Source organism: Streptomyces pinistramenti (genome assembly GCF_020564935.1).
GTDB lineage: Bacteria > Actinomycetota > Actinomycetes > Streptomycetales > Streptomycetaceae > Streptomyces > Streptomyces pinistramenti.
The window spans coordinates 68,301-90,813 of record NZ_JAJCXB010000019.1 but is presented as its reverse complement, the minus strand read 5'-3'; the positions used below and the strand labels follow the sequence as shown (position 1 = coordinate 90,813).

The following is a 22,513-nucleotide window of genomic DNA, read 5'->3' as shown; positions in this document are numbered from 1 at the left end:
TGAGCACCACGGCGGCAGCGAGAGAGAGAACAGGCAGGACTCGTCTCGTCGGGCCAGGGTTCTGGCACCGGACGGTAGCGAGGGGTCGGCACCCACGCCGGCGCGTCGTCCGGGAGTCTCGGTCCGGGAGCGGATGCTGCGCCCGTAACGGATCGAGGCCCTGCGCTCCGAGGCCAGTCGGGGACGAGTCGTTCACCCTGGATGGTTCGCGAACGTGATCTTCCTGTGGGGGCCCGAGGGGGTTTCGGGGCCCGGCAGGCGACACCGGTGCTCCCTCTCCAGGCTGCCGGTGCCCAGGGCAAGCGAAGTGCGGGCAGATCATGGCAACTCACCGCGGCTCACGCGAACGTGGGTATCTCGCACACAGGGACACGGACAGGATTTCGCTTCCTGGTGACGCGGTATGGACGTGCTCGTCGCGGCGCCTCTAGCCTGGCGTTGGTCTAGACCGCATCTCGGTTCGCGGTCCTTTCCGTGTGCCGCGGCATCCGTCCGGTCGTGTCCGCGGTGCCGCCCAACAGATCTGCTCCGTAAGGCAATTCCCCCACAGCGGCTGCTTCCTGCCCGGTGTTCCAGCGCCCGGCGTGTGAGGTCCGGCTCCGGAGCCGGCGGCGGGCGGCCGCACGAAGGAGTTCCTCGATGAGATCACGTATCGCCACCCTCCTGAGCGCCGTGACCCTGGCCGTTGGCGTGGCCGTTCTGGTGCCTGCCGCGCCCGCGGGGGCCGCGGCCGGCTGCGCCGCATCCACGAGTGCCCAGGTCGGCCACGTCTGTGAGAGTGCCGGCGCCAGGACCAAGGCCGAGGGCTTCGTCGTCAGCGAAGCGCAGTTCAACCAGATGTTCCCGAACCGGAACGCGTTCTACACCTACCAGGGCCTGACCGCCGCGCTCAGCGCCTACCCGGAGTTCGCCAACACCGGAAGCGACACCGTCAGGCGTCAGGAAGCTGCGGCCTTCCTCGCGAACGTCAGCCATGAGACGGGCGGTCTCGTCTACGTCGTCGAGCAGAACACCGGCAACTATCCGCACTACTGCGACGCCACCCAACCGTACGGCTGCCCCGCGGGCCAGGCCGCCTACTACGGCCGCGGCCCGATCCAGCTGAGCTGGAACTTCAACTACAAGGCGGCGGGTGACGCGCTCGGCATCGACCTGCTGAACAACCCCGCGCTGGTGGAGCAGGATTCGGCCGTGGCCTGGAAAACCGCCCTGTGGTACTGGAACACGCAGACCGGCCCCGGCACCATGACGCCGCACAACGCGATGGTCAACGGCGCCGGCTTCGGCGAGACGATCCGCAGCATCAACGGAACCATCGAGTGCAACGGCGGCAACCCCGGACAGGTGCAGAGCCGGATCAACAGCTACCAGAGCTTTGTGCAACTGCTCGGCACCGTCCCTGGCGACAACCTCAGCTGCTGAGGCGGCGAAGGGTACCGCTGGAGTGGTGAGCCGGCCGACCGCCCGAGGCCCCGCCCCTGGGTGAGGCGGTCGACTACGCCCCGGAGCAGGCTTGTCGCTCCAGCGGACCGGCAGGGACCGCGGCCCTGATCGCATCCGCTGGTGGCCGCTCGGCCTCTGACCCGGCGGGAAGACCGGGGTGAGCGGAGGGCTGAGCGGCCGAAAGGACCGGCCGTGCCCGCGGGCCGACGTCCGCGCGTCAGCCGGCGGCAGGGGTGAGAACGGTGCGGTCGAACGGCCCGCCGTGCGCTGCCGCGTACTCGACGGCGTCGTTGACGGCGTCGAGACGGAAGGTCCGGACCCGTTCGATGCCGAGATCGAGCGCACGTGACGCGATGAGCCGGATCAGACCGACGTTCGCCGAGCGCGGGCACATCCACTGCCCGCGCACGGTCACCGAGTTGCGCATGATCCACGGGTACGGGAGCGCGAGGTCGTCGCCCCCGAGCATGCCGATGCCGCCCATGAGGACGACGCGGCCGTACTCGCGCACGGTCATGGCCGCCGCGCGCGCCACTGAGCTGGGTGCGGCGGGCGGGAGCAGGTCGATCACCATGTCGATGGGGCCGTCGGCCGCGGCGGACATGGCCGCACGGTCGGTGGCCTCGTCCCCGGTCAGGACGACCGGGCACACGCGCGGACCGAACCGGACGGCGAGCAGGTCGAGCACGTCCCGGTTCCGGCCCGGGGCGACCACCCGGCCCGCCCCCATCGCGAGCGCCACGGCGACCGCGCTGCTGCCGAAATTGCCGGTGGCCCCGCTGACGAGCAGCGTCTCCCCGGCCGCGAACCCGCCCGCCAGCAGCCCGCCGTAGGGGACGGCGTGCACGCCGAGCGAGGCCCAGCGCGCCGGGTCGTCCCCCGCCGCGGCGGGCAGGGGGAAGGCGCTCTCCGTCGGGATGCGCATCAGCTCGGCGAACGATCCGTCGTGCAGGTACTGGGCGAGCCTCGCGCCGCCGGCGCCGCGCGAGCTCCAGCCCTGCAGCGAGATGTCGGGGGTCAGCGCGTCGTCGCGGGAGCGCACCGTCGGGTCGCACCACACCAGGTCGCCGACCCGCAGCCGGGTGGCGTCCGGGCCGACGCGGACGACCCGCCCCACGCCGCCGAGACCGGGCACGACGGGAGGAACGAGGGGATAGTTCCGCTCGCCGCCGAAGACCTCGGCCGCGTACGGCAGTACGCACGCGGCGAGCACTTCGACCGCCACCTCGCCGCCTCCGGCCTCCGGATCGGGCATCTCCCGCACCGTGAGCGGGGCGCCGAACTCCGTCAGAACTGCTGCTCGCATGTGATGACCTCCGTGTTCGTCCGTGTTCTTCGGATCGATGCTAGGAACACCACGGTCATGCGGGAAGCGACGATCCGGCATCTCTGGTATGCGTAGGACGCATGGACCTCTCCAGTGCGGGACTGCGCGTCCTGCGACAGATCGCCGAATCGGGCAGCTTCACCGCCGCGGCCTCCCATCTCGGCTACACGCAGTCGGCGGTCTCGCGCCAGGCCGCGTCCCTTGAACGGAGCGCGGGCGCCGCCCTGTTCGAGCGCCGCCCCGACGGAGTGCGGCTCACCCCCGCGGGCCTGACCCTGCTGCGGCACGCCCGTACGATCCTGGATTCCTTCGCGGCGGCCGAGCGCGACCTCACCGGCGCCCTCCCGCAGACCGAACTGGTCCGCCTCGGGGCGTTCCTGAGCGCCGGCGCCGCGATCCTGCCCGCCGCGCTCACCCGGCTCGCGGCCGCCGACCCGCAGGTCACGGTCACGACGACCGAGGGCACCACGCCCCGCCTCATCCGGGCACTGCGCGCGGGTTCGATCGACCTCGCCGTGCTGACGTCCCGCCCGCCCCACCGGCCCTCGGACGGCGAGTCTCCGCGCCTGCACATGGAGACCGTCGAGGACACCGAACTGGTCGTGGCGGCGTCGGCGACCGGGGTGTTCGCCGGCCGCACCGCGGTACACGTCGACGAACTGGTTGACGCCGCGTGGATCGCCACCCCGTCGTCGAACTCCGAGCCGCTGCTCGGCGTCTGGCCGGGCCTGCCCGGCCGGCCGCGCATCGTCCACTCCGCACGCGAGTGGCTGACGAAGCTGCAACTGGTCGCCGGCGGATTCGGCGTGACGACAGTGCCGTCCCCCATGTCGGCGCTGCTGCCGCCCGGGGTGAGCCTGCTGCGCGTCGAGGGCGCGCCCCAGGAGATCCGCCGGGTCCACGTGGCACGGCTTCCCGGCCGGCCGACCCCGGGAATCTCGGCCGTCACCCGCGCGATCACCGCGGCCGTCTGACGCGGCGCGCGCCATCAAGGCCGCCCCCGGCCTCCCGAACGCTCACTGATTCAGGGTGGCGGCCTTGACCGCGCGCTGGGCGAAGACCTCCTCACGGCGGTCTGCCATCTGCCTCAGCGCGTCTTTGCGGTCCCGTTGGGAGAGCCGGTCGAGATACGTGTGCCCCAAGAGGTGGTCGGTCTCGTGCTGCAGACACCGGGCGAAGTACCCGGTCCCCTCGATGAGGAGAGGGGCACCCTCCTTGTCGAATCCGCGGGCGACGGCACGATCGGTGCGGGGGACCGTCATGCCGGCGCCGGGCACGGACAGGCAGCCCTCGTAGTCGTCGACGAGCCGGCGGTCACCTGGACCGGGAAGATCCAGGACCGGGTTGATGAGGTGGCCGATATGCCGGATCCCGTAGTCGTCAGGGCAGTCGTAGACGAACAGCCGCAGGCCGACGCCCACTTGGTTGGCGGCCAGGCCGGCGCCGTCGGCCACATACATCGTCAGGAACATGTCGTCGATCAGGCTCGACAACTCGGGGGAGCCGAACCCGGTCACTTCCTGGCACGGACGGCTGAGGATTTCCTCGCCCACCACCGTGACCCGGCGCACCGAACCCCGTTCCGCCTCCGGCGGCAGAGCCGGACAAGAGTCAACGGGGCGGCCTTGCACGCGGACCCGCCGGTCGACGGGACGGGACCGCTCGTGACGAACAGTCATAGCTTTCTCTCCTTCTGCGTACGCCACAGATGCCGCGGACGGCACCGCAGCCTGATGCCTTCAAGTGGGGCTGCTTGCCAAGCGCTTTGCAAAGTAGCAGACTTTGCAAAGTGACTGATGATGATGTCGACACCCCGCATGACCAGACGTGCAGCACCGGCGAAGAACTGCGTGAGCACGAGGTCCGCACAGCCCTGCTGGACCTGCTCGCCGAAGTCGGCGCCGTCACGGCGACCGAAGCCGCCTCCCGGCTGGGCTACAGCTCCGGTCTCTGCTCGTTCCATCTACGGCAGCTCGCCCGCCACGGACACATCGAAGAAGCCCCCCACAGCGGCGGCCGCGCACGCCCCTGGCGCCTGACACAGCACACCCCCGCCGCCGACGGCCCTCCGGAGGAGCAGTTCGGTGACCTGGCCCGGGGGCTGGAGGACGAGAGCTGGCAGCGATGGCTGACCCAGCGGGACGAGGCGCCGTCGGAATGGCGTCACGACGAAGCCTTCAGCGCCGTCGCCTACCTGACGCCCGAAGAGATGAGCCGCGTCGCGAACGTGGTCCGACGGGCACTCGCGCCCTACCAAGACCGCGAACAACGCCCCCTGGCCCGCCCCGAAGGCGCCCGACCGGTGGCACTCATCACCCGGCTGTTCCCCCTGCTTCCCCACCCGGCGGACGACGCGGACCAGAACTGAGGAGCCGTCTGCTGTCCTGCCCGCTCCGGGAAATGAGGCCCCGCCGCGGCAGCGCGACCTGGTCGGGCCGCTGGAGCTGCGCTGACGACGTCGCGCGTGGTTGGCGGTGACGCGTCGGGGCCGGGGCTCGCCAGTTCTTCAGACGCGCAATGCCGTGCTCCTCGGCCCGGACATGGCGTGAGGAGCGGGCCTGCGCCGGCGTTCATGCGCCATCGTGGAACGGCTGACGCCGGACCAGCGGGTGAGTGCGTCTTGGGTGACACCGTGGTGGAGAAGGACGAGAGAGGGTCGCCAACAGGATCTCGACGAAGACCGGTTGTAGCGAAGAAGACCAGTTGTAGCGTCGGACCTTATGAGTTGGCTGCCTGACGACTTCGTCCACCCCGTCCACGTGCCCGTGCCCGGCACCGCGCTTCACCTGCGGCCGATCCGGGAGGCGGACGCCGCGCTCGACCACCCCGCCGTGATGGGATCCCGAGAACGCTTGTGGGAGATCTTCGGCCCGGCCTGGTCCTGGCCCGAGGAAACGATGACCTATGAAGAGGACCGCATCGACTTGCTGCGGCACGAGAAGGAGATAGCCGCGCACCAGTCGTTCAACTACGCGCTGCTGAACGAGGAGGAGACGGCAATCCTCGGCTGCGTCTACATCGACCCGCCCGAACGCAGCGGCTCCGACGGAGAGGTCTCCTGGTGGGTGGTGGACGACCTCGTCGGTGGCGAGGGGGAGCGCGCGCTCGACGCGCTGGTGCCGCAGTGGATCGCCGCCGACTGGCCCTTCCGGCAGCCCCGCTGTCTGGGCCGCGACATCACCTGGCAGGACTGGCTCGCGCTGCCGCGTGCCTCGTGCCCGGCCCGCTGATTGCGTTCGCTGTTCAAGCTCGTCGACGAACGCTGTCGCCGGCGACCAGTTGCGCTCCTCTCGTTACGGCGTCTGCAGCCGCATCTTGCTACCCGGCCCATTACGAGGTGGCCGCGGCCGCCGGCCCCGGCGTGGTCCCGCGCCCGGCCCGGTAGGTGGTCCGGGCGAGGGCGAGGGCGAGCGCCGCGAGGGCGGCGACCACGAGAAGCAGCGGCGTGGCCGACAGCACATGCTCGACCACAGCCAGCAGATACGGCGCACCGAAGCCCAGGCAGGCGACGGCCTGGAAGAGCGCGGTCAGCCGGCCCAGGTTCGCCGGGTCCGCCATGCGCTGGACCTCCGTCAGGCCGTACACCAGGCAGCAGCCGTAGTCCGCGCCCAGCACCAGGGCAGCGACGGCGATGAGCCACCACTGCTCGCTCGCCGCGGCCATCGCGCCGAGCAGCAGACCGGCCACCACGATGCCCAGGGCGGTGGCGATCAGATACGGCCGCTCCGGATGGTTCACGCGCCGCGCCAGCGGCTGCACCATGATGCCCGCGACCATGGTCAGCATGGTCACCACGGCGCTGAACATCAGGGCGTTATTGCCGAGCCGGTCCCGCACCAGACCGGGCAGATAGGCGAGGGCGATCGAGGGGGCGCCGAAGGCCCATGGCGCAAGTGGCGCGATGACGCTCCAGAACCGGCGGCTGGTCGCCTCGGGCAGCCGCAGCCGGGCCCAGAGTGCGACGTCCTCCTGGGGCTCGTGGGGCGAGATCCTCAGCCTCGGCCAGCTCGATGAGCGAGAAGTGAGCGGCTACACCGAAGGCCGAGGGTTCGGCGGAACTGTCCGGATAGCAGAACGTAGCTCGCCTGAGGGTCTCAGCTGTGAGTCTGAAGTACGAGGAGCCGAACCGCGGTGCCCCACCGGCGGGCTCGCGCCGGAAGTTCAGTGCGCCGTGGACGGGTCGTTCATCGGCGGAGGCATGGTCATAGGCCCCGCCGAAGATGCGGCTTTCCCAGCGCCACCGGTCGCCACCGACGTGGGCGGTCGGACCACCATTGCTGGTGCGGGTCACGAACTGAGACCGGTAGACGCCGTCCGCCGCCATCCTGAGAAGGGTCGGGCCGTTTCCCGCCATGCGGTCGGGGTGAAAGTTCGTCGTGAGCCGCAGCCGGGGGGCGAGCGGACCTCCCGAGGACATGGCCGCAACATGGCGCAGGGTCTTCTCCTGCAACGTCCAGGCGATGTCGGTACTCATCCGTGCAGTGTGCACAAACGTCGCCTCCACAGCACCTGATTCGCACCTGACTTCAAGCGGCCGCCACAACGCACCTCATGCGGTGGCACCCGGCAGGTTGCGCAACGCTCACAGTGACAAGCCCACATCATCCGAGCCGGAACTGGAGAAGCGGCCGGTACTCGTGCCGCGTCGGCCCGGTCCGGCTCGCGCCACACCGGGGCCCCGCGGTGTCCTTCCGGCCGGCCGCCTCATCTGCCGCGCGGGCGGCGAGACTTCGTGCTTTTCAGCGGCAGGTCCCTTCCTGACTTGGGACGATCACTCGTGACGCGGCCGAGTCCAGGTCGTCGGTGTGTGTCTCACGCAGGCGCCATACGGTCAGTGCGGTGATTGCCGCGCCGGCGCACAGCAGCAGGGACACCGGAGTGCTGCCGCCGTACGCGGCGAGGAGGCTGCTGGCGAGCAGGGGGGAGAATCCGGCGCCGACCAGGGTTGCCGCCTGGTAGCCGAGCGAGGCGCCGGTGTAGCGGACGCGGGTGCCGAACATCTCGGTGAGCAGGGCGCCGAGCGGCCCGTACATCGTGGACTGGCCGACGCCGAGGCCGAGGGAGAGGGCGAGGATCAGCAGGCCGGGTGAGCCGGAGTTCACCAGGGCGAGGACGGGGAAGGCGAGCGCGGCCGAGATGACGGCGCCGACGAGGACCACGGGGCGGCGGCCGACCCGGTCGGACAGTGCGGAGGCTGCGGGCAGTACGAGCAGGGCGACGCAGGAGGCGACCGTTACGGCGGTGAGCACCTGCGGCCTGCTGTAGCCGTGGCCGACCGCGTACGAGATCATGAAGCCGGTCAGCAGCGACTGGGACGTGAATGCGCCGATTCCGACGCAGGCGGCGAGCAGAACGGGCTTCGGCCGGCGCAGTACCTCCATGATCGGCGTCCGGTCGAGCGGTTCCCGCTCGGCCTGGGTGAACAGCGGGCTCTCCGTGACCCGGAGGCGTACGAACAGGCCGACGGCCAGCAGCACCACGCTCAGGAGGAACGGCACCCGCCAGCCCCAGGAACGGAATTGGCCGTCGGGCAGTGCGGAGAGCAGGGTGACCACGCCGGCCGAGAGCACGGAGCCGAGCGGGCCGCCGAGTTGCGAGAAGCTCGACCACAGTCCGCGGCGGGAACCCTGGGTGCGTTCGGCGTGCTCGACGATCATCAGGGTTGCGCCGCCCCACTCACCGCCGATCGCGATGCCTTGCACGACGCGCAGGGCGACCAGCAACACCGGTGCCCAGACGCCGATCGTCCCGTACGTCGGCAGCACGCCGATGAGGAAGCTGCCGCTGCCCATCAGGGTCATGGTCAGCAGCATCATCGACTTGCGGCCGAGCCGGTCACCGAAGTGGCCGAAGATGATGCCGCCCAAGGGCCGGGCCACATAGCCCGCGGCGAAGGTGCCGAAGGCGGCTATCGTGCCGACCGCGGGGTCGGCACCGGGGAAGAACAGGTCGCCGAAGACGAGTGCGGCGATGGTGCCGTACACGAGGAAGTCGTAGAACTCGACCGCTGTGCCGAGCAGTCCGGACAGCGCTACGCGGCGTAACTGCCGGTAATCGGGGGATGGTTGACGGGTGGAAGGGGCGCCGGAGGTTAAGTCTCCGGCGGGTGGGTGGGACGGCTGCACGACGGGGCTCCCGGATACCGGTGCGGTGGCGGTGTCGCCGGCGGGGGACCGCACCGGCGCCCCGGTGAAGTTAGGTAGAGATCATTCCGCCGTCAACGATCTGCGGAATTTTGGCTGGTCCCCGTCAGGTGAGTCCGGCCTCCGTGATCCGCAGCAGCAGTGCCTGCACGGTCTCCCGTTCGGCCGGTTCGAGCGGCCCCAGCAGCTCGTTCGTGGCCTGCAGGACCGCCTCGTCGGTGGCGCGCAGGAAGGCGCGGCCGTCCTCGGTCGCCGCGACGATGCGGCTGCGCCGGTCGTCCGGGGCGGGGCGATGCTCGACGAATCCCAGCTGCTCCGGATCGTCGATCAGGCCGACGATCGCGCTCGGGTCGTAGCCGAGCCGCGCGCTCAACTCGTGCTGCAGGGCGCACTTCGACGTGGCGAGGAAGCGCAGCAGCGCGTAGTGGCGCAGACGCAGGCCCGACTCCTGAAGGGAGGCGTTGCACAGCTGCCCGGCGCGCAGGCCCAGGCGGTACAGGAGGTGGCAGGTGTCCGCGTGCAGTCCGCGCGTCCACGGCCCGTGCGCGCCGATCCGGGCGGGGTTCTCGGCGAGCTGCCGGCGGGCGATGGCGGACTTCCTGGTTGAGACCCCGGGCGGGGCCGCCGCCGTCACCGGCAGCAGCCGGGGCCTCGGCCTCGCCTACGCACACGCCCTGCTCGGCCGGCGGCCGCGGGACGTGGAGCTGTAGCGCGGACGCCTCTACGAGCTGACGCATGACGGGCGCGGACTGCTGCTCGACAGGACCGGCCGGCTCTCGGTGGCGGGGTGCGCGGCGCCGTGGCGACGATCAGGGCCGAGGGGCAGGCAGGACGGCGCCGGCTGTGGGCCGCTCGCGCCCGTCGGGCAGGGGGCGGCAGCTCTCGGACCGATGCGCTGCCCGAGGCGGGATTTGTATCGGGTGGGTATCAGGGAGTGCTTGGTTGTCCATCGAATCCGTACGCCGGGGGATGGCGGAGGGGGCCACCGGGAGCTGGGGTGAGGTGGCTCTGGCAGCTGCCCGCGTTGTGCCGCCCGGTCTGACCTGGGTATTCGTGGAGGGAGGATGCGGTGAGGGGGGACGTGTGTCCGCTGGGTGGCACAGTTGCTACGTCCGGTGTCTGCCATATCGTTTCTTGCAGGGCGACGTGTGCGTGTGAGTGCACACGTCGCCTGTGATCAATGATCGTCCGAACAGGAGTTGTCCGTCCGTGTCCTCGTCCGCCCCGGCTCCGGCCTCTCCGCGGCCCGTTCGTGTGCTGCTGGTGGAGGACGACGAGCTGATGCGCCGCTCCTTCGCCGTCGCCCTTGAGCGCTACGGCTACCAGGTGAAGGCCGCGGCCGACGGGCTGGCGGGCCTTGAGCTGTTCCGTGACGAAGGCTTCGACCTGCTGATTCTGGATGTGATGCTGCCCGGTCTCGACGGGATCGGTCTGTGCCGCAGGGTCCGGGAGACCAGCCTGGTGCCGGTTTTGATGATGTCCGCTCGCGGCGACGGGCTCGACGTCGTCGCCGGTCTGGAGGCCGGGGCGGACGACTACGTGGTCAAACCCGTGGACACCTATGTGCTCGTGGCCCGTATCCGTTCACTGCTGCGGCGGGCGACCTACGCGCCTGCCCCAGGGGCCGGGCAGGCCACCGGCGGTGACGGGCCGACGCCGTCCGAGGGGGAGTTGCTGGTCTTCGGGGATCTGACCGTCGACACCGGTGGCCTGGAGGTGTTCGTCTCCGGAAGCCCCGTGGCGCTGACCCCGACCGAGCTGAAGCTGCTGCTGGAGTTCGCCGCCCACCCGGGCATCGTCCTGGAACGGCACACCCTGCTGCGGGACGTGTGGGAGTACGGCTGGGACGGCGACAGCCGGGTCGTGGACCTGTGTGTGCAGCGGCTGCGCAGGAAGCTGGGCCGGGACCGGATCGAGACGGTCCGCGGCTTCGGCTACAAGCTCAGGCGCTGAGGCCGGTGCGTCCGTTCCGTCGGCCGGGGCCGGCCCGCGTGCCGCTGCGCTGGAAGATCGCCGCGCTGGCCGCGGCCACGGCTTGCCTGGTCGCGGCGGCGGTGGGTGTGCTGGTCCACGTGTGGACCGCGCACGACATCCGGCACCGGGCCGAAAGACAGGCCCTCGCCGGTGTGACCTCGGCCATGGACGTCTACCGGCGCACCGGAACCCTCACGGACAACGCCCGGCTCGATCCGGCCGAGCTGCCCTACGCACTGCAGAACCCGACCGACGGTGACCGGCGCGTGTCCTACGGCGGGAACGTCCCCGGGAGCATGGACCCGACCGTCTGGGGTGCCCAGCGGGTCGGTGGGCCTGGCAGCCCGGTGCTGGCCGTCCGGGTGACCATCTACGCGGAGTTCCACGAGCTGTACCGGCTCGACCTGACCATGGCGGTGGCCTCGCTCATCGCCCTCGCGGCGGCCACGCCCCTGGCGATCTACGGGGCCGGGCTGCTCGGCCGTCGGCTGCGGCGGGTCTCCGAGACCGCGGGCCGGATCTCCGCCGGGGATCTCGATGCCCGAACCGGGCACACCAAGGGTCGCGACGAGGTCGCCGACATCGCCGCCACCGTCGACCTCATGGCCGACAGTCTCAGTCAACGGCTGTGCACCGAGCGGCAGTTCACCGCGGACGTGGCCCACGAGCTGCGCACCCCCGTCGGCGGTCTGCGGGCCGCCGCCGACCTGCTGCCGCCGGGCGAGACGGAGGATCTGCTCCGGGCCCGGGTGCGTGACCTGCGCGGCCTGGTCGAGGACCTGCTGGAGATCTCCCGGCTCGACGCCGGCGCCGAACAGCCGGTCCGCGCCCATGTCCCGCTCGACGCGGTCGTCCGTGAGGCCGTGACGCGTACCGGCCTCGACACCGAGGTCACCGCCGCCGACGCCAGGCACGAAGCGGCCGGGCAGACCGTCGAGACCGACCCCCGCCGCCTCGAACGGATCGTCAGCAACCTCGTCATCAACGCCCACCGGCACGGGGACACCCCGGTGCAGGTCACCGTGGAGGGCCGCACCGTCATCGTGCGCGACCACGGCCCCGGCTTCCCCCGTGACCTGCTGCGCGACGGCCCGCGCCGCTTCCACACGGGCGCGACGGAGCGCGGCTCGGGCCACGGTCTGGGCCTGACCATCGCCCTGGGCCAGGCCCGGCTCCTCGGCGCCGAACTGCGCCTGGACAACGCCCAGGACGGCGGCGCCGTCGCCACCCTGCGCCTGCCGACCTGACCGCCCGGCCCCTACAGAACCGCTACACAGCGGAGCGGACGCCGATACACGGCGGCTCAGGTCCTGATACGTCCCCAGGACACCTTTGGCGTGCACCCTTCCGCATCCGGACACCGCACCCGGACACCGCACCCGAAGAGGAGTCCCCGTGACCGCCGCACCCTTTGACGCACTCACGCCGCACCCCACCACCGGGACGGCAGCCGCCGTCACCGACCTGTCGAAGACCTACGGCAGCGGCGACACCCGTGTCGCCGCCCTGGACCGTGTCAGCATCTCCTTCCGGGAAGGCGAATTCACCGCGATCATGGGCCCCTCCGGGTGCGGCAAGTCCACCCTGATGCACTGCGCCGCCGGGCTCGACGCGTTCGACTCCGGCTCCGTCCGCATCGGCACCACCGAACTCGGCACGCTCAACGACCGGCAGCTCACCGCGCTGCGCCGCGACCGGATCGGCTTCATCTTCCAGGCGTTCAACCTGCTGCCGACGCTGACCGCGCTGGAGAACATCACGCTGCCGCTGACCATCGCAGGACGCCGCCCCGACCGGCAGTGGCTGGACCGCGTGGTCTCCATGGTCGGCCTCTCCCAGCGCCTCGGCCACCGTCCCGGACAGCTGTCCGGCGGGCAGCAGCAGCGCGTCGCGGTGGCCCGCGCCCTGGTCTCCCGCCCCGCGATCATCTTCGGCGACGAGCCCACCGGCAACCTCGACTCCCGCGCCGGGGCCGACGTCCTCGGCTTCCTGCGCGACTCGGTGCGCGAGCTGGGCCACACCGTGGTCATGGTCACCCACGACCCCGTCGCCGCCGGCTACGCGGACCGCGTGGTCTTCCTCGCCGACGGCCGCCTGGTCGACGAGATGGACCGACCCACCCCGGAACGGGTCCTGGACCGGATGCTGCGCCTTTCCGGGGGGAAACCCCGGACCCCCGCGTCCGACGCCCGCGCACGCACGAGCTGACCTGCCCGGACACCAGCTATCGAACCAGCCGCCCGCTCGCATCCGCCGAGCCCGCCTCCCAGGATCCGTACCCTCATGTTCCGTACCGCCCTGCGCAACGTGTTCGCGCACAAGGCCCGCCTGCTGATGACCGCATGCGCGGTCCTGCTCGGCGTCACCTTCATCACCGGCAGCCTCGTCTACGGCGACAGTCTGAACCAGGACACCGCCGCCCGAGCGACCGATGGCTACGAGCGCATCGCCGTCGACGTCGCCGCCGATGCCGACCCCGCCAACGGCGGCCGGCCGGGCAACCTCGACGCCCGCACCGTGAGCACCCTGGCCAAGCTCCCCGGCGTCGCCGTCGCCGCGGGCCGGGTCGACGGCTTCGCCGCCGTCGCCGACCACGACGGCAAGCTCATCGGCCACGGCAAGCCCTCCCGGGGCGGCAACTTCGCCCCGGCAGCGGACGGCAAGGACCCCGCCTACCGCTTCACCCGGGGTTCCGGCCCGACCGGCAACGGCACGATCGCCCTCGACGAGACCACCGCCACGCGCGGCGGCTACCACGTCGGAGACAGTGTGCGCGTCGGCACGGACAAGGGCGCCGCCTCTTACACCCTCAACGGCATCTTCCGCACCGACGGAACCAAGCTCCCCTCCGGCGGCAGCCTGACGCTGTTCACCAGCGCCACCGCCCAGCGGCTCTTCCTCCAGCCCGGCCGCTACCAGCACATCGAACTCACGGCCACACCCGACGCCGACAGGCCCCAGCTCCTCAGCCGCGTCGAATCGGTGCTGCCCCAGGGCACCAGTGCGGCCACCGGCGCCCGGCTCGCCCAGATCAAGACGAACCTCGCCACCGGCGACAGCGACACCATGAGCCAGATCCTGCTGGGATTCGCGGCGGTCGCCCTGTTCGTCGCCACCTTCCTCATCTCCAACACCTTCACCATGCTGGTCGCCCGGCGCACCAGGGAACTGGCCCTGATGCGGGCCGTCGGCGCCTCCCGCCGGCAGGTGCGCCGCACCCTGCTGACCGAGTCCCTGCTCGTCGGCGCCATCGCCTCCGCGGCCGGCCTCGCCGTCGGCACCGGTGTCGCCGCCCTGCTCCAGGTGCTCTTCGCCCCCGCCGACACCCCGGCCGCCCCGCTGGTCCTCACCCCAAGCACCGTGATCATCTCCATGCTGGCCGGCACTCTCCTGCCCATGGTCGCCGCCTGGCTTCCGATCCGCCGGGCCATGGCCATCCCGCCCGTCGCCGCACTCAGCGCGGCCGAGCCCACGACGCCCGCACGCGCGGGCTCCCTGCGCACCGGCCTCAGCGCCGCGCTGACGCTCACCGGCACCTCCGCCGTGGTGTATGGAGCCTTCAGCACGGGGAAGGACACCCGGACCGTCATCGGTCTCGGCGCGGCCCTCGCCCTGACCGGGACGATCGGCTTCATCCCCCTGCTGTCCCGCCCGTTCATCGCCCTGCTCACGCCGCTGCTGACCCGCCTCCACCCGGTGCACGGTGACCTCGCCGCCCGCAACACCGTGCGCGACCCGCGCCGCACCGGTGCCACCGCCGCCGCGCTCGCCATCGCCCTCACCCTCTCCTCCGGCCTGTCCGTCCTGGGAGCATCCGCAGCCCAGTACCTCGACCGCGCGACCACCCACGCCTTTACTGCCGACTACCTGGTCAAGCCCGATGACGGTGGTGGGTGGATGACTTCCGCCACCGCCGCGCCGCTGAAGAAGCTGTCCGGCGCCACCTTCAGCCCGCTCAACCAGTCCACCGGATACCGCCTGGCCGGCACCTCATCCGTCCTGACCGGCATCGATCCCGCCACCATCGGCCGACTGCTGCGCTACGACGTGACCGAGGGCTCTCTCGACTGTCTCGCCAAGGGCCAGATCGCCGTGGCCGACTTCAAGGCCAAGGAAGCGGGCTGGCATGTCGGCCAGACCCTCCCCCTGGAGCGTCGCAACGACCAGCGCGGCAGCGTCACCATCGGCGCCATCTACCAGGCGGACGCGCAGAGCGACCTGATGCCCAGCATCACCGCACCCGACTCCCTCGTCGCCCGCTACGACTCCGCCCCGAGCACCCACGCGGTTCTCGTCGCGACGGACGGCGGACCCAGCAGGGCAGCGCTCGCAGGCGTCACCCACGCCCTCGGCGACAACCCCGCCCTGGCCGTCCTCGACCAGGAAGACATCCGTGCCCAGGACAGCGGTGGCATCGGCGACCAACTCAACGTCTTCTACGCCTTGTTGAGCATGGCCCTGGCGATTGCCGCGCTGGGCATCGCCAACACCCTCGCGATGTCCGTACTCGAACGCCGCAAGGAGATCGGCACGCTGCGCGCCCTCGGCCTGGACCGCGCCGGAGTGACCCGGATGATCCGCCTGGAGGCCCTGCTCCTCGGCGCGCTCGGGGCGGCCCTCGGCACGGTCATGGGCGTCTTCCTGGGCTGGGCGCTCGGCCGCACCCTCCAAGAGAGCGTCGTGGGCTACGAGTTGGTCCTGCCCTGGGGGCGCCTCGCCCTCGGCGTACTCATCGCTCTGGCAGGCGCACTGGTCGCCTCGCTCTGGCCGGCGCACAGGGCCGCCCGCGTCGACATCCCCGCCGCGACCACGGCCCGGTAACCACCTGCCCGGAACGTCAACCCTCTGATCTGCGCGGCTGCAAGGCCGGCTACGACGGTGCCTCTTGCGAGTTACTTGGATTCGACTCGTCCGAGCGGATCGGGAGCGGCTGCCAGTGCGTCACGCGCCGCCTGCCAAGCGGAATCCCCGGGGTAGAGCTGGGTGCGGAGAGAGGCCCAGGTGAGCCGCTGGACCGCGGACACCCGCGCGGGGTCCTCGTCCGTGGTCTCGGCGACGTCGTATCCGGAGACGCCGCCGAGCCCGTGTTCCGCGTCGAACAGGGTGAGCAGGGACTTGGGGCCGGGGGAGAGGACATACGGGTCGGTGTGCCAGTCCGGGCCCCGAACCGTCAGGTGGGCGGAGGCGTCCTTGTCACCGGCGACCACGAGCGCGGGCGTCGTCGTCCCGGAGAAGTCAGTGGTCAAGAAGAACGAAAGATTCTCGGCCACGGACTCGGTGAGGGCACCGCCGCCTCTGCCGGGCGCGGCCAGCAGCACACCCGCTTTGATCCGCGGCTCGGCCAGGTTCACTTCCGCCCCGTCGTGCGGATCGGTGAGCCGGGCGCCCAGCAGCAGGCTCGCGGTGTGCCCGCCCATCGAGTGCCCGGCCACGGCGACCCTGCTGCGGTCCAGGCGCCCGACGAGCTGCGGGACAGCGGCTTCGATCACGTCGAGCCGGTCGAGGATGCGCTTCATGTCCTCGGCCCGCGACCGCCAGAACAGCGGCGCCCCGGGAGTATCGGGGTCCAGGCTCAGTGTCCTGGAGCTGAGATGGGCGGGCTGGATCACGACGAAGCCGTGCGCCGCCCAGAAGTTGGCGAGGGGGGCGTAGCCGTTCAGTGAGGAGAGGTGGTTCGAGTGGCCCTGGCCGTGCGAGAGGAGGATGACCGGCAGGCCGCTGCCGGTGACGGGTGCGGAGACCCGCACCTCCAGGTCCACGGCTCGGCCGGGAGCCGGCAGCACTACCGGACTGACCGAGAGGACGGGAGCGGGCGAGCTGAAGCTGTCGGCTGTGCATGTCGATTCGCTCATGATGCTGATGCGCATTTCCCTTCAACGGCCTCTGCTGCCGGGCGCATTCGGCCGATGGCGGGTGAGGCGGCCAGGAGCAGGCGCTCAGGAGCGTCCGGCTTCAGCTGGGCTGAAAGCGGAGCGTTGTTCCACTTAATGTACGGAGCAGTGTTCCGCTTCGGCAGTGGCCGTCGGAAGGAGACCGTGGTGTCCGCTGCGAGCGAGTCCGGGGAGGCGCAGGGCCGAAGCAAGCGGGCCGACGCGCTGCGCAATCAGCAGACGCTGCTCGCCGCCGCCGCTTCGGTGTTCGTCACCTCCGGCGTCGACGCGCCGATCCGTGAGATCGCGGCCTGCGCCGGTGTCGGGATGGGGACGATCCACCGCCACTTCCCGACTCGGGCGGATCTCGTCGTCGCCGTCTACCGCCACCAGGTCGAGGCATGCGCCGAGGCCGGCCCGAGCCTGCTGGCCGACGCCAACTCTCCGTTCGCAGCGCTCTGTCAGTGGGTCGACCTCTTCGTCGACTTCCTGGTCACGAAGCACGGACTCGCCAAGGCGCTGCAATCGGACAGCAGCGGCTTCGACACGCTGCACGCCTACTTCCTCGACCGCTTGGTGCCCGTCTGCGCGCAGTTGCTCGACGCCGCGGTCAACGCCGGCGACACCAGGCCCGGTACGCACGCCTACGAGCTGATGCGCGGCATCGGCAACCTCTGCACCGGACGCGACAGCGACCCCCGCTACGACCCCCGCCGACTGGTCGCACTGCTCCTCGGGGGACTACAGCGACCGCAGCCGTCCTGAGGGAGACGGCCAACCCGTATGCGGCGGGGGAGCGTTCGGGCAGTTTCGCGTCGCCAGGCTGCCCGGGTGGCAGAACGAGGACGCGCCCGTCGGTGTCGTCAGTGGACGATCTGGTCTCCGTCGGGCACGTCCTCGACCGTGACCAGGCCGCGGGGCAGCCCGAGTCCCTGTGCCACCGCCTGGGCGAGCCCGTCGGCATCATGGCCTGTCGGGACCGGCACCTGCTCGCCCTCGCCGTAACTCTCGATCGCCTTCGCGAAGTAGCCGGGATGCCAGGCGCCGACGGCTCCCTTGACCTGGACCGCGGTCACGGGGCGGTTGCCGACGAGGTCCTTGAGCGCGGCGAGAATCTCGTCGGACCGCAGCTCGCCCGGTACCTGGAACAGGCTGGCGTGCGCGCCGACCAGGCCGCCGTCCCGCAGCCGCACGGTCACGGTCAGGCAGCTGGTGACGCTCGGGTAGGTGATCACGCCTCCCGGTGCGACTTCCTTGACCTGACCTTCGGTGACCGTCGCTTCGCCGGGCGCCGTCAGGCTGCTCGCCGCGTGCGGGCCTGCGTGGGCGGGTTCGTACGCCTGGGCCGCAGGGCTGAGTCCGAGCTGGAGCGCGAGCAGGGCTGCCGGCAGGACCAGGGCACACGCCGTGGTGGATCTCCGCCCGGTCGTCCGGACGGCTCGGCGTGCAGGGGGGAGTGGCTGGTGCGCTGGCACGGATGGTCTCCTGAAGAGGAAGCTGGGTCGGCTGCCCGCCATGGCCGGCCGACGGCTGGCTGGCTTACCGCTGTACTGAGAAGCCGTTTGTACCATCACCGGCTGCGGCGCCGTCCACACGCATACGGCTCCAGGCGCAGCCCGCTGTCATGAGGCGGCCGGTGATCTCGTGCCCGCTACGTGCCGGACGTGCGGGTGATCGGCAGGTGGCGGGGGCCGCGGAGGATGGGGCTGCGTCGGTAGGGGGGCGGGTCCTCGGCCAGCTGGAAGTGCTCCAGGTGCGGGAGGAGCGCGTTGAGGGCGATCTGGGTTTCCACGCGGGCGAGCGGCGCGCCGAAGCAGCTGTGGATGCCGCTGCCGAAGCCGAGGTGCTGGTTGTCCTCGCGGGCCGGGTCGAAGCGGTCGGGGTGGTCGAACCGCAGGGGATCCCGGTTGCCTGCGGCGAGCACGAGGATCAGCGGGGCGCCCTGGGGGATGGTGACATCGCAGACCTCGACGTCGGTGACCGGAGTGCGCTGGGGCAGCAGATGGACGGGGGGTTCGTAGCGCAGGAGTTCTTCGACGGCCCTGGGCATCAGCTCGGGCTCGTCGCGCAGCTGACGGTAGGCGTCGGGGTGGCGGAGGAAGGTGAGTGTGCCGTTGGTGATGAGGTTGACCGTGGTCTCGTGCCCGGCGATGAGCAGGAGCGTCGCGTTCGCCATCAGTTCACTTCTGGTGAGGGGCCCGTCGGGTCCGGAGTCGTGGACGAGCGCGGAGAGCATGTCGTCCGACGGGGCGGTGCGGCGCCGGTCCGAGAGGTCTCCGAGGTACTCCGCCATCGCCTCCCGGGCTTCGACGCCCGCGTTGAGTTGGTGCTCGCCGATCCTGCCGGGCGTGACGTCGAGGCTGGCGATGATGTCGTTGGCCCAGGCGTGGATCCGGGGCACGTCCGCCTGGGGTACGCCGAGCAGCCGGCAGATCACGGTGACGGGGAGCGGGTAGGCGAACTCTTCGACGATGTCGATCCGGTCCTTGTCCCGGAGGCCGTCGAGCAGTTCGTCGCAGATCCTGGTGATGTCGGCTCGCAGGGCGTCGATCCGGTGCGGGGTGTGGGGCGGGCCGAAGGGGCGCATCGTGATGCGGCGGAGCCGGTCGTGTTCGGGGTCGTCGAGCCCGATGAAGGCCATCGACTGCCCCTCCCTCCTGATCCGCGGGACCGTTTCCGGGTCGGTGCGGTGGCGGGAGTCCGAGCTGATCCGCGGGTCGTGGAGCAGCGCGGCGATCTCGTGGTACGTGCCGACGAGATAGCTGCCGTCGTTCTGGCGGGTCACGCCGTTCTCGTGGAGTTCGGCGTAGAGCGGATACGGGTCGGCGCGGTTCGCGTAGTCGGTGATGCGCTCGCGGAGAGTGTCCGGGGGCATGCGTGGGCTCCTCATGGACGGGGGATGGCGGAGGGAACCGGCCCAGGCGGCACCAAGGTCAGGCGGCGGTCCGGGAGGTGGCCGGTTAACGCGACGGTCGGCCCGTGCGAGAGCAGCTGCGGGTCCGGCACGTCGGAGGGCACGGGCGCGGCCGGTGCGATTCCGTTGGCGGCCCCGGTCGTGGGAGGAAACGGTGCCGCCGTCTCGATGAGGAACTGGTAGTGCTCAAGCCACTTGGCCTGGTTCACCGTGACCGCCGCCGTGATCCGCCCCCGGTAGCCGTAGACGGCCACCAGGCGCCGCTCCCGCAACGAGCCCTGGGCGATCACCACTTGGTCGGAGAAGGTCGGTACGCCGACGGACTTGATGTTGAGGCCGAACTGGCTGGACCAGAAGACCGGCACCGTCAGGTGCGGGCGTCGGCGCGGCCCCGTGGTGACCATGTTGCGGGCCGCGACCTCTGCCTGGGCCACTGCGTTGCCCCAGTGTTCGAGGGCCAGCATCTGGTACTCGAAGAGCGGATGCGGGAAGCGGGCCACGTCACCGGCGACGAAGACGTCATCGGTGACGATCCCGTACATGGTGAAGGCACGGCACCCCGCGTCGCACGCCAAGCCCCGCGGGCCCGCGGCCAGCCCCGATCCGGCCAGCCACTCCGTGTTGCGGACGGCGCCCAGGGCGACGACGGCGACATCCGCGTCCATTCGGCTGCCGTCGGAGAATTCCGCGCCCGTGAACCGGCCGTCGCGCCCCGTCAGGGAGGTGACCGTCACGCCGCAGCGCAGATCGACGCCGTGCGCGCGCTGCACCGTGGCGGCGAACGCACCGAGCGCGCCGCCCAGCGCGCCGACGAGCGGCGCGGGACCACGTTCGACGACCGTCACCTCAAGCCCGCGCTCCCGGCAGGCGGAGGCGATCTCCGAGCCCGTGAACCCGGCGCCGATCACCAGGACCCGGCGCGGCCCGGCGTCGAGCCGTTCGACGAGGCGCGCCGCGTCCTCGCTCGTACGCAGCGTCAGCACGCCGTCCAGACGCGCCTCGGCAGGGTTCGGCCAGGGGCGGGCCCGGGTTCCGGTAGCGATCAACAGCCGGTCGAACGGCAGGAGTTCGCCGTCGGCCAGGAGCACGCGCTTCTCGACCGGGTCGATCCCGTCGGCCCGTACGCCGAGCTTCCAGCGCGCGTCCACCTTCCGGCGGCGCGGCAGCCCGATCTCCTCGGCTCGTGCCTTCCCGAGCAGCACCTGCTTGGACAGCGGCGGCCTGTCGTACGGGGGCTCCGGCTCCTCACCGACCAGCGTCAGCGGCCCGGTGAAACCTTCGTCGCGCAGCGTCTCGGCGGCGCGCAGACCGGCAAGTGACGCGCCGACGATGACGATCCGGCCGTCCCACGGTTCACCACTCACCGGGGCCCGCCTGCTCACCGGTGAGGATGGCCTGCACCGGACATGCCGCCGCGGCCCGGCGCGCGCGCTCCTGCTGATCGTCGGGCACGGTTGGCATGAACATCAGGGTCTCCTCGCCATGCAGCTCGAACACCTCGGGGGCGAGGAACACGCACTGTGCGTACGCCTGGCAGCGATTGAGGTCGACAACGATCTGCATCCCGGTCCACTCCTCCGCGCACGCCCCGCCGTGTCCGTCCTACTGTCTGCGGGAAGGCGGCGCGAACGGTGGTGCGCCGATGGGGTGGCGGAACAACCGGTACGGGCCGGGGCCGGCCGCTGATGGTGGGGCCGGGGCCGTCAAGGCGTTCCGAGCAACGTCGCGACGGCTGCGCGTGCGTGCCGGGCCGGGGCCGGGTCGCCGGTGACGCCGGCGGTCACGATGGCGCCTTCGGCGAGCAGGAAGACCGGTTCGACAGCCGATGCCCCGGCAGCGTGCACCCACACGGCGATCTGGTCGTGGAACGCCTGCTTGTGCGACCGGACTTCGGCAAGCACCGCGTCGGACGAGGAGCCGAGTTCGCCGTGGGCGTTGACCCAGGCGCATCCGCGGAAGCCGGGCTCGGCGAACCACTCGGCGAGCCAGTCGAACACCGCGAGGACTCGCTCGCGGGGATCCGGGGCCTGTTCCACGTGGGCGGCCAGGCTTTCCCGCCATCGCCGGTCGCGGCGTCCGAGTATCGCGACGACGAGATCTTCCTTGGCGGCGAAGAGCCGGTAGATCCGCTTGAGCGGCAGACCGGATGCCGCGCGGACCTGATCCATGCCCACCGCCCGGATCCCTCGCTCGTAGAAGAGGCTCTCCGCCGCGTCGAGCAGCGCTTCGCGGTCCGAGCGGGTCTGTTCCTCGGTGATCGGGGCCGGCATCCGGGACTCCTTGACGTTGAGAACGGTCGTTCTCTATCTTAGGTGCACCGATGGAGAACGACCGTTCTCGATACGAGGAGGCCGCAGTGCCGGAAGACCGTCCGCCCTATCCGCCGTTCACGCAGGAGACGGCCCTGCAGAAGGTCCAGGCAGCTGAGGACGCCTGGAACACGCGCGATCCCCAACGCGTGGCATCGGCCTACACGCCGGACTCGCTGTGGCGGAACCGGGACACGTTCGTCAGCGGCCGCGAGGAGATCGTCGCTTTCCTGACGCGGAAATGGGAGCGCGAACGGGACTACGCGCTGCGCAAGAGCCTCTGGGCGTTCCACGAGAACCGGATCGCCGTCCGCTTCCAGTACGAGTGGCACGACGCGGAAGGCCAGTGGTGGCGCAGCTACGGGAACGAACTGTGGGAGTTCGACGAACACGGCCTCATGCGACGCCGCGAGGCGAGCATCAACGACGTCGCCATCACCGAAGCCGACCGGCGTATTCATGGCACCCGGAACATGGACGCATACGGGACCGACATCCCGCTCCGGTAGTGCGCTCCCGTGCCGTCACTCGGT

21 protein-coding genes and 2 pseudogenes are annotated in these 22,513 nt (G+C 71.1%); 11 read left to right on the top strand and 12 right to left on the bottom strand.

Translation table 11 applies throughout. The annotated features are described in order from the left end of the window. The first annotated feature begins 639 nt into the window (after nucleotides 1–639). Nucleotides 640–1,422, top strand: a complete 783-nt coding sequence (locus tag LIU39_RS15990; RefSeq protein WP_227047379.1) for a chitinase — start codon at nucleotides 640–642, stop codon at nucleotides 1,420–1,422. Between the two features lie 238 nt (nucleotides 1,423–1,660). Here LIU39_RS15990 and LIU39_RS15985 read toward each other — a convergent pair whose 3' ends face one another. After that, a complete protein-coding gene (locus tag LIU39_RS15985; RefSeq protein ID WP_227047378.1) occupies nucleotides 1,661–2,749 on the bottom strand; it encodes an alcohol dehydrogenase catalytic domain-containing protein in 1,089 nt (362 codons plus the stop codon). A gap of 101 nt (nucleotides 2,750–2,850) precedes the next feature. Between LIU39_RS15985 and LIU39_RS15980 the strand changes: the two genes are divergently transcribed. Then, a complete protein-coding gene (locus LIU39_RS15980; protein WP_227047377.1) occupies nucleotides 2,851–3,744 on the top strand; it encodes a LysR family transcriptional regulator in 894 nt (297 codons plus the stop codon). 42 nt (nucleotides 3,745–3,786) lie between these two features. Here the strand turns inward: LIU39_RS15980 and def are convergent, their stop codons facing one another. Further along, nucleotides 3,787–4,449 (bottom strand): peptide deformylase, encoded by a 663-nt coding sequence (gene def, locus LIU39_RS15975; protein ID WP_227047376.1) that lies wholly within the window; start codon nucleotides 4,447–4,449, stop codon nucleotides 3,787–3,789. Nucleotides 4,450–4,559: 110 nt separating this feature from the next. Between def and LIU39_RS15970 the strand changes: the two genes are divergently transcribed. Both LIU39_RS15970 and LIU39_RS15965 read left to right on the top strand, forming a co-directional pair. Then, complete coding sequence (locus tag LIU39_RS15970) at nucleotides 4,560–5,138, top strand: winged helix-turn-helix domain-containing protein (RefSeq protein WP_227047375.1); 579 nt, start codon at nucleotides 4,560–4,562, stop codon at nucleotides 5,136–5,138. A 352-nt stretch (nucleotides 5,139–5,490) separates the two neighbouring features. Beyond that, nucleotides 5,491–6,000, top strand: coding sequence for a GNAT family N-acetyltransferase (locus tag LIU39_RS15965; RefSeq protein WP_227047374.1), 510 nt, complete (start codon nucleotides 5,491–5,493; stop codon nucleotides 5,998–6,000). Nucleotides 6,001–6,100: 100 nt separating this feature from the next. On the opposite strand, the gene LIU39_RS15960 is transcribed toward LIU39_RS15965, so the two are convergent. The 4 genes and pseudogenes from LIU39_RS15960 to LIU39_RS15945 form a co-directional block, all read right to left on the bottom strand. Continuing rightward, nucleotides 6,101–6,709, bottom strand: a complete 609-nt coding sequence (locus LIU39_RS15960; RefSeq protein WP_227047407.1) for an MFS transporter — start codon at nucleotides 6,707–6,709, stop codon at nucleotides 6,101–6,103. A 49-nt stretch (nucleotides 6,710–6,758) separates the two neighbouring features. Next, nucleotides 6,759–7,187 (bottom strand): annotated as a pseudogene (locus LIU39_RS15955) (DUF3626 domain-containing protein); the annotation flags it as partial. A 322-nt stretch (nucleotides 7,188–7,509) separates the two neighbouring features. Beyond that, a complete protein-coding gene (locus LIU39_RS15950) occupies nucleotides 7,510–8,799 on the bottom strand; it encodes an MFS transporter (protein ID WP_227047406.1) in 1,290 nt (429 codons plus the stop codon). Nucleotides 8,800–9,019: 220 nt separating this feature from the next. After that, on the bottom strand, nucleotides 9,020–9,502 hold the full coding sequence (locus tag LIU39_RS15945; protein WP_227047405.1) for a MarR family winged helix-turn-helix transcriptional regulator: 483 nt from the start codon (nucleotides 9,500–9,502) through the stop codon (nucleotides 9,020–9,022). A 79-nt stretch (nucleotides 9,503–9,581) separates the two neighbouring features. On the opposite strand from LIU39_RS15945, the pseudogene LIU39_RS35590 reads away from it, so the two are divergent. The 5 genes and pseudogenes from LIU39_RS35590 to LIU39_RS15925 all read left to right on the top strand — a co-directional run. Next, nucleotides 9,582–9,914 (top strand): annotated as a pseudogene (locus LIU39_RS35590) (hypothetical protein); the annotation flags it as partial. Nucleotides 9,915–10,194: 280 nt separating this feature from the next. Further along, entirely contained in the window at nucleotides 10,195–10,866 is a 672-nt protein-coding gene (cseB, locus tag LIU39_RS15940; RefSeq protein ID WP_372463914.1) for a two-component system response regulator CseB, read from the top strand. A gap of 5 nt (nucleotides 10,867–10,871) precedes the next feature. Next, nucleotides 10,872–12,134, top strand: coding sequence for a sensor histidine kinase (locus LIU39_RS15935; protein WP_227047372.1), 1,263 nt, complete (start codon nucleotides 10,872–10,874; stop codon nucleotides 12,132–12,134). 148 nt (nucleotides 12,135–12,282) lie between these two features. Continuing rightward, nucleotides 12,283–13,095 (top strand): ABC transporter ATP-binding protein, encoded by an 813-nt coding sequence (locus tag LIU39_RS15930; protein ID WP_227047371.1) that lies wholly within the window; start codon nucleotides 12,283–12,285, stop codon nucleotides 13,093–13,095. Nucleotides 13,096–13,170: 75 nt separating this feature from the next. Then, on the top strand, nucleotides 13,171–15,708 hold the full coding sequence (locus LIU39_RS15925; protein WP_227047370.1) for an ABC transporter permease: 2,538 nt from the start codon (nucleotides 13,171–13,173) through the stop codon (nucleotides 15,706–15,708). A gap of 71 nt (nucleotides 15,709–15,779) precedes the next feature. Here LIU39_RS15925 and LIU39_RS15920 read toward each other — a convergent pair whose 3' ends face one another. Beyond that, nucleotides 15,780–16,739, bottom strand: a complete 960-nt coding sequence (locus LIU39_RS15920; RefSeq protein WP_227047369.1) for an alpha/beta hydrolase family protein — start codon at nucleotides 16,737–16,739, stop codon at nucleotides 15,780–15,782. A gap of 186 nt (nucleotides 16,740–16,925) precedes the next feature. On the opposite strand from LIU39_RS15920, the gene LIU39_RS15915 reads away from it, so the two are divergent. Then, nucleotides 16,926–17,522, top strand: a complete 597-nt coding sequence (locus LIU39_RS15915; protein WP_227047368.1) for a TetR/AcrR family transcriptional regulator — start codon at nucleotides 16,926–16,928, stop codon at nucleotides 17,520–17,522. 98 nt (nucleotides 17,523–17,620) lie between these two features. On the opposite strand, the gene LIU39_RS15910 is transcribed toward LIU39_RS15915, so the two are convergent. The 5 genes from LIU39_RS15910 to LIU39_RS15890 all read right to left on the bottom strand — a co-directional run bounded on the left by LIU39_RS15910 (nucleotide 17,621) and on the right by LIU39_RS15890 (nucleotide 21,941). Beyond that, nucleotides 17,621–18,232: a hypothetical protein gene (locus LIU39_RS15910; protein ID WP_227047367.1), complete on the bottom strand. Its 612-nt coding sequence runs from the start codon at nucleotides 18,230–18,232 to the stop codon at nucleotides 17,621–17,623. A 176-nt stretch (nucleotides 18,233–18,408) separates the two neighbouring features. Further along, nucleotides 18,409–19,632, bottom strand: a complete 1,224-nt coding sequence (locus LIU39_RS15905; RefSeq protein WP_227047366.1) for a cytochrome P450 — start codon at nucleotides 19,630–19,632, stop codon at nucleotides 18,409–18,411. An 11-nt stretch (nucleotides 19,633–19,643) separates the two neighbouring features. Then, on the bottom strand, nucleotides 19,644–21,035 hold the full coding sequence (locus tag LIU39_RS15900) for an NAD(P)/FAD-dependent oxidoreductase (protein WP_227047365.1): 1,392 nt from the start codon (nucleotides 21,033–21,035) through the stop codon (nucleotides 19,644–19,646). Beyond that, nucleotides 21,025–21,234: a ferredoxin gene (locus tag LIU39_RS15895; RefSeq protein WP_227047364.1), complete on the bottom strand. Its 210-nt coding sequence runs from the start codon at nucleotides 21,232–21,234 to the stop codon at nucleotides 21,025–21,027. Before LIU39_RS15895 ends, LIU39_RS15900 begins: the two co-directional genes overlap by 11 nt. Nucleotides 21,235–21,374: 140 nt before the next feature. Beyond that, a complete protein-coding gene (locus LIU39_RS15890; protein ID WP_227047363.1) occupies nucleotides 21,375–21,941 on the bottom strand; it encodes a TetR/AcrR family transcriptional regulator in 567 nt (188 codons plus the stop codon). Between the two features lie 86 nt (nucleotides 21,942–22,027). Between LIU39_RS15890 and LIU39_RS15885 the strand changes: the two genes are divergently transcribed. Beyond that, nucleotides 22,028–22,489, top strand: a complete 462-nt coding sequence (locus LIU39_RS15885; protein WP_227047362.1) for a nuclear transport factor 2 family protein — start codon at nucleotides 22,028–22,030, stop codon at nucleotides 22,487–22,489. Nucleotides 22,490–22,513 lie beyond the last annotated feature (24 nt).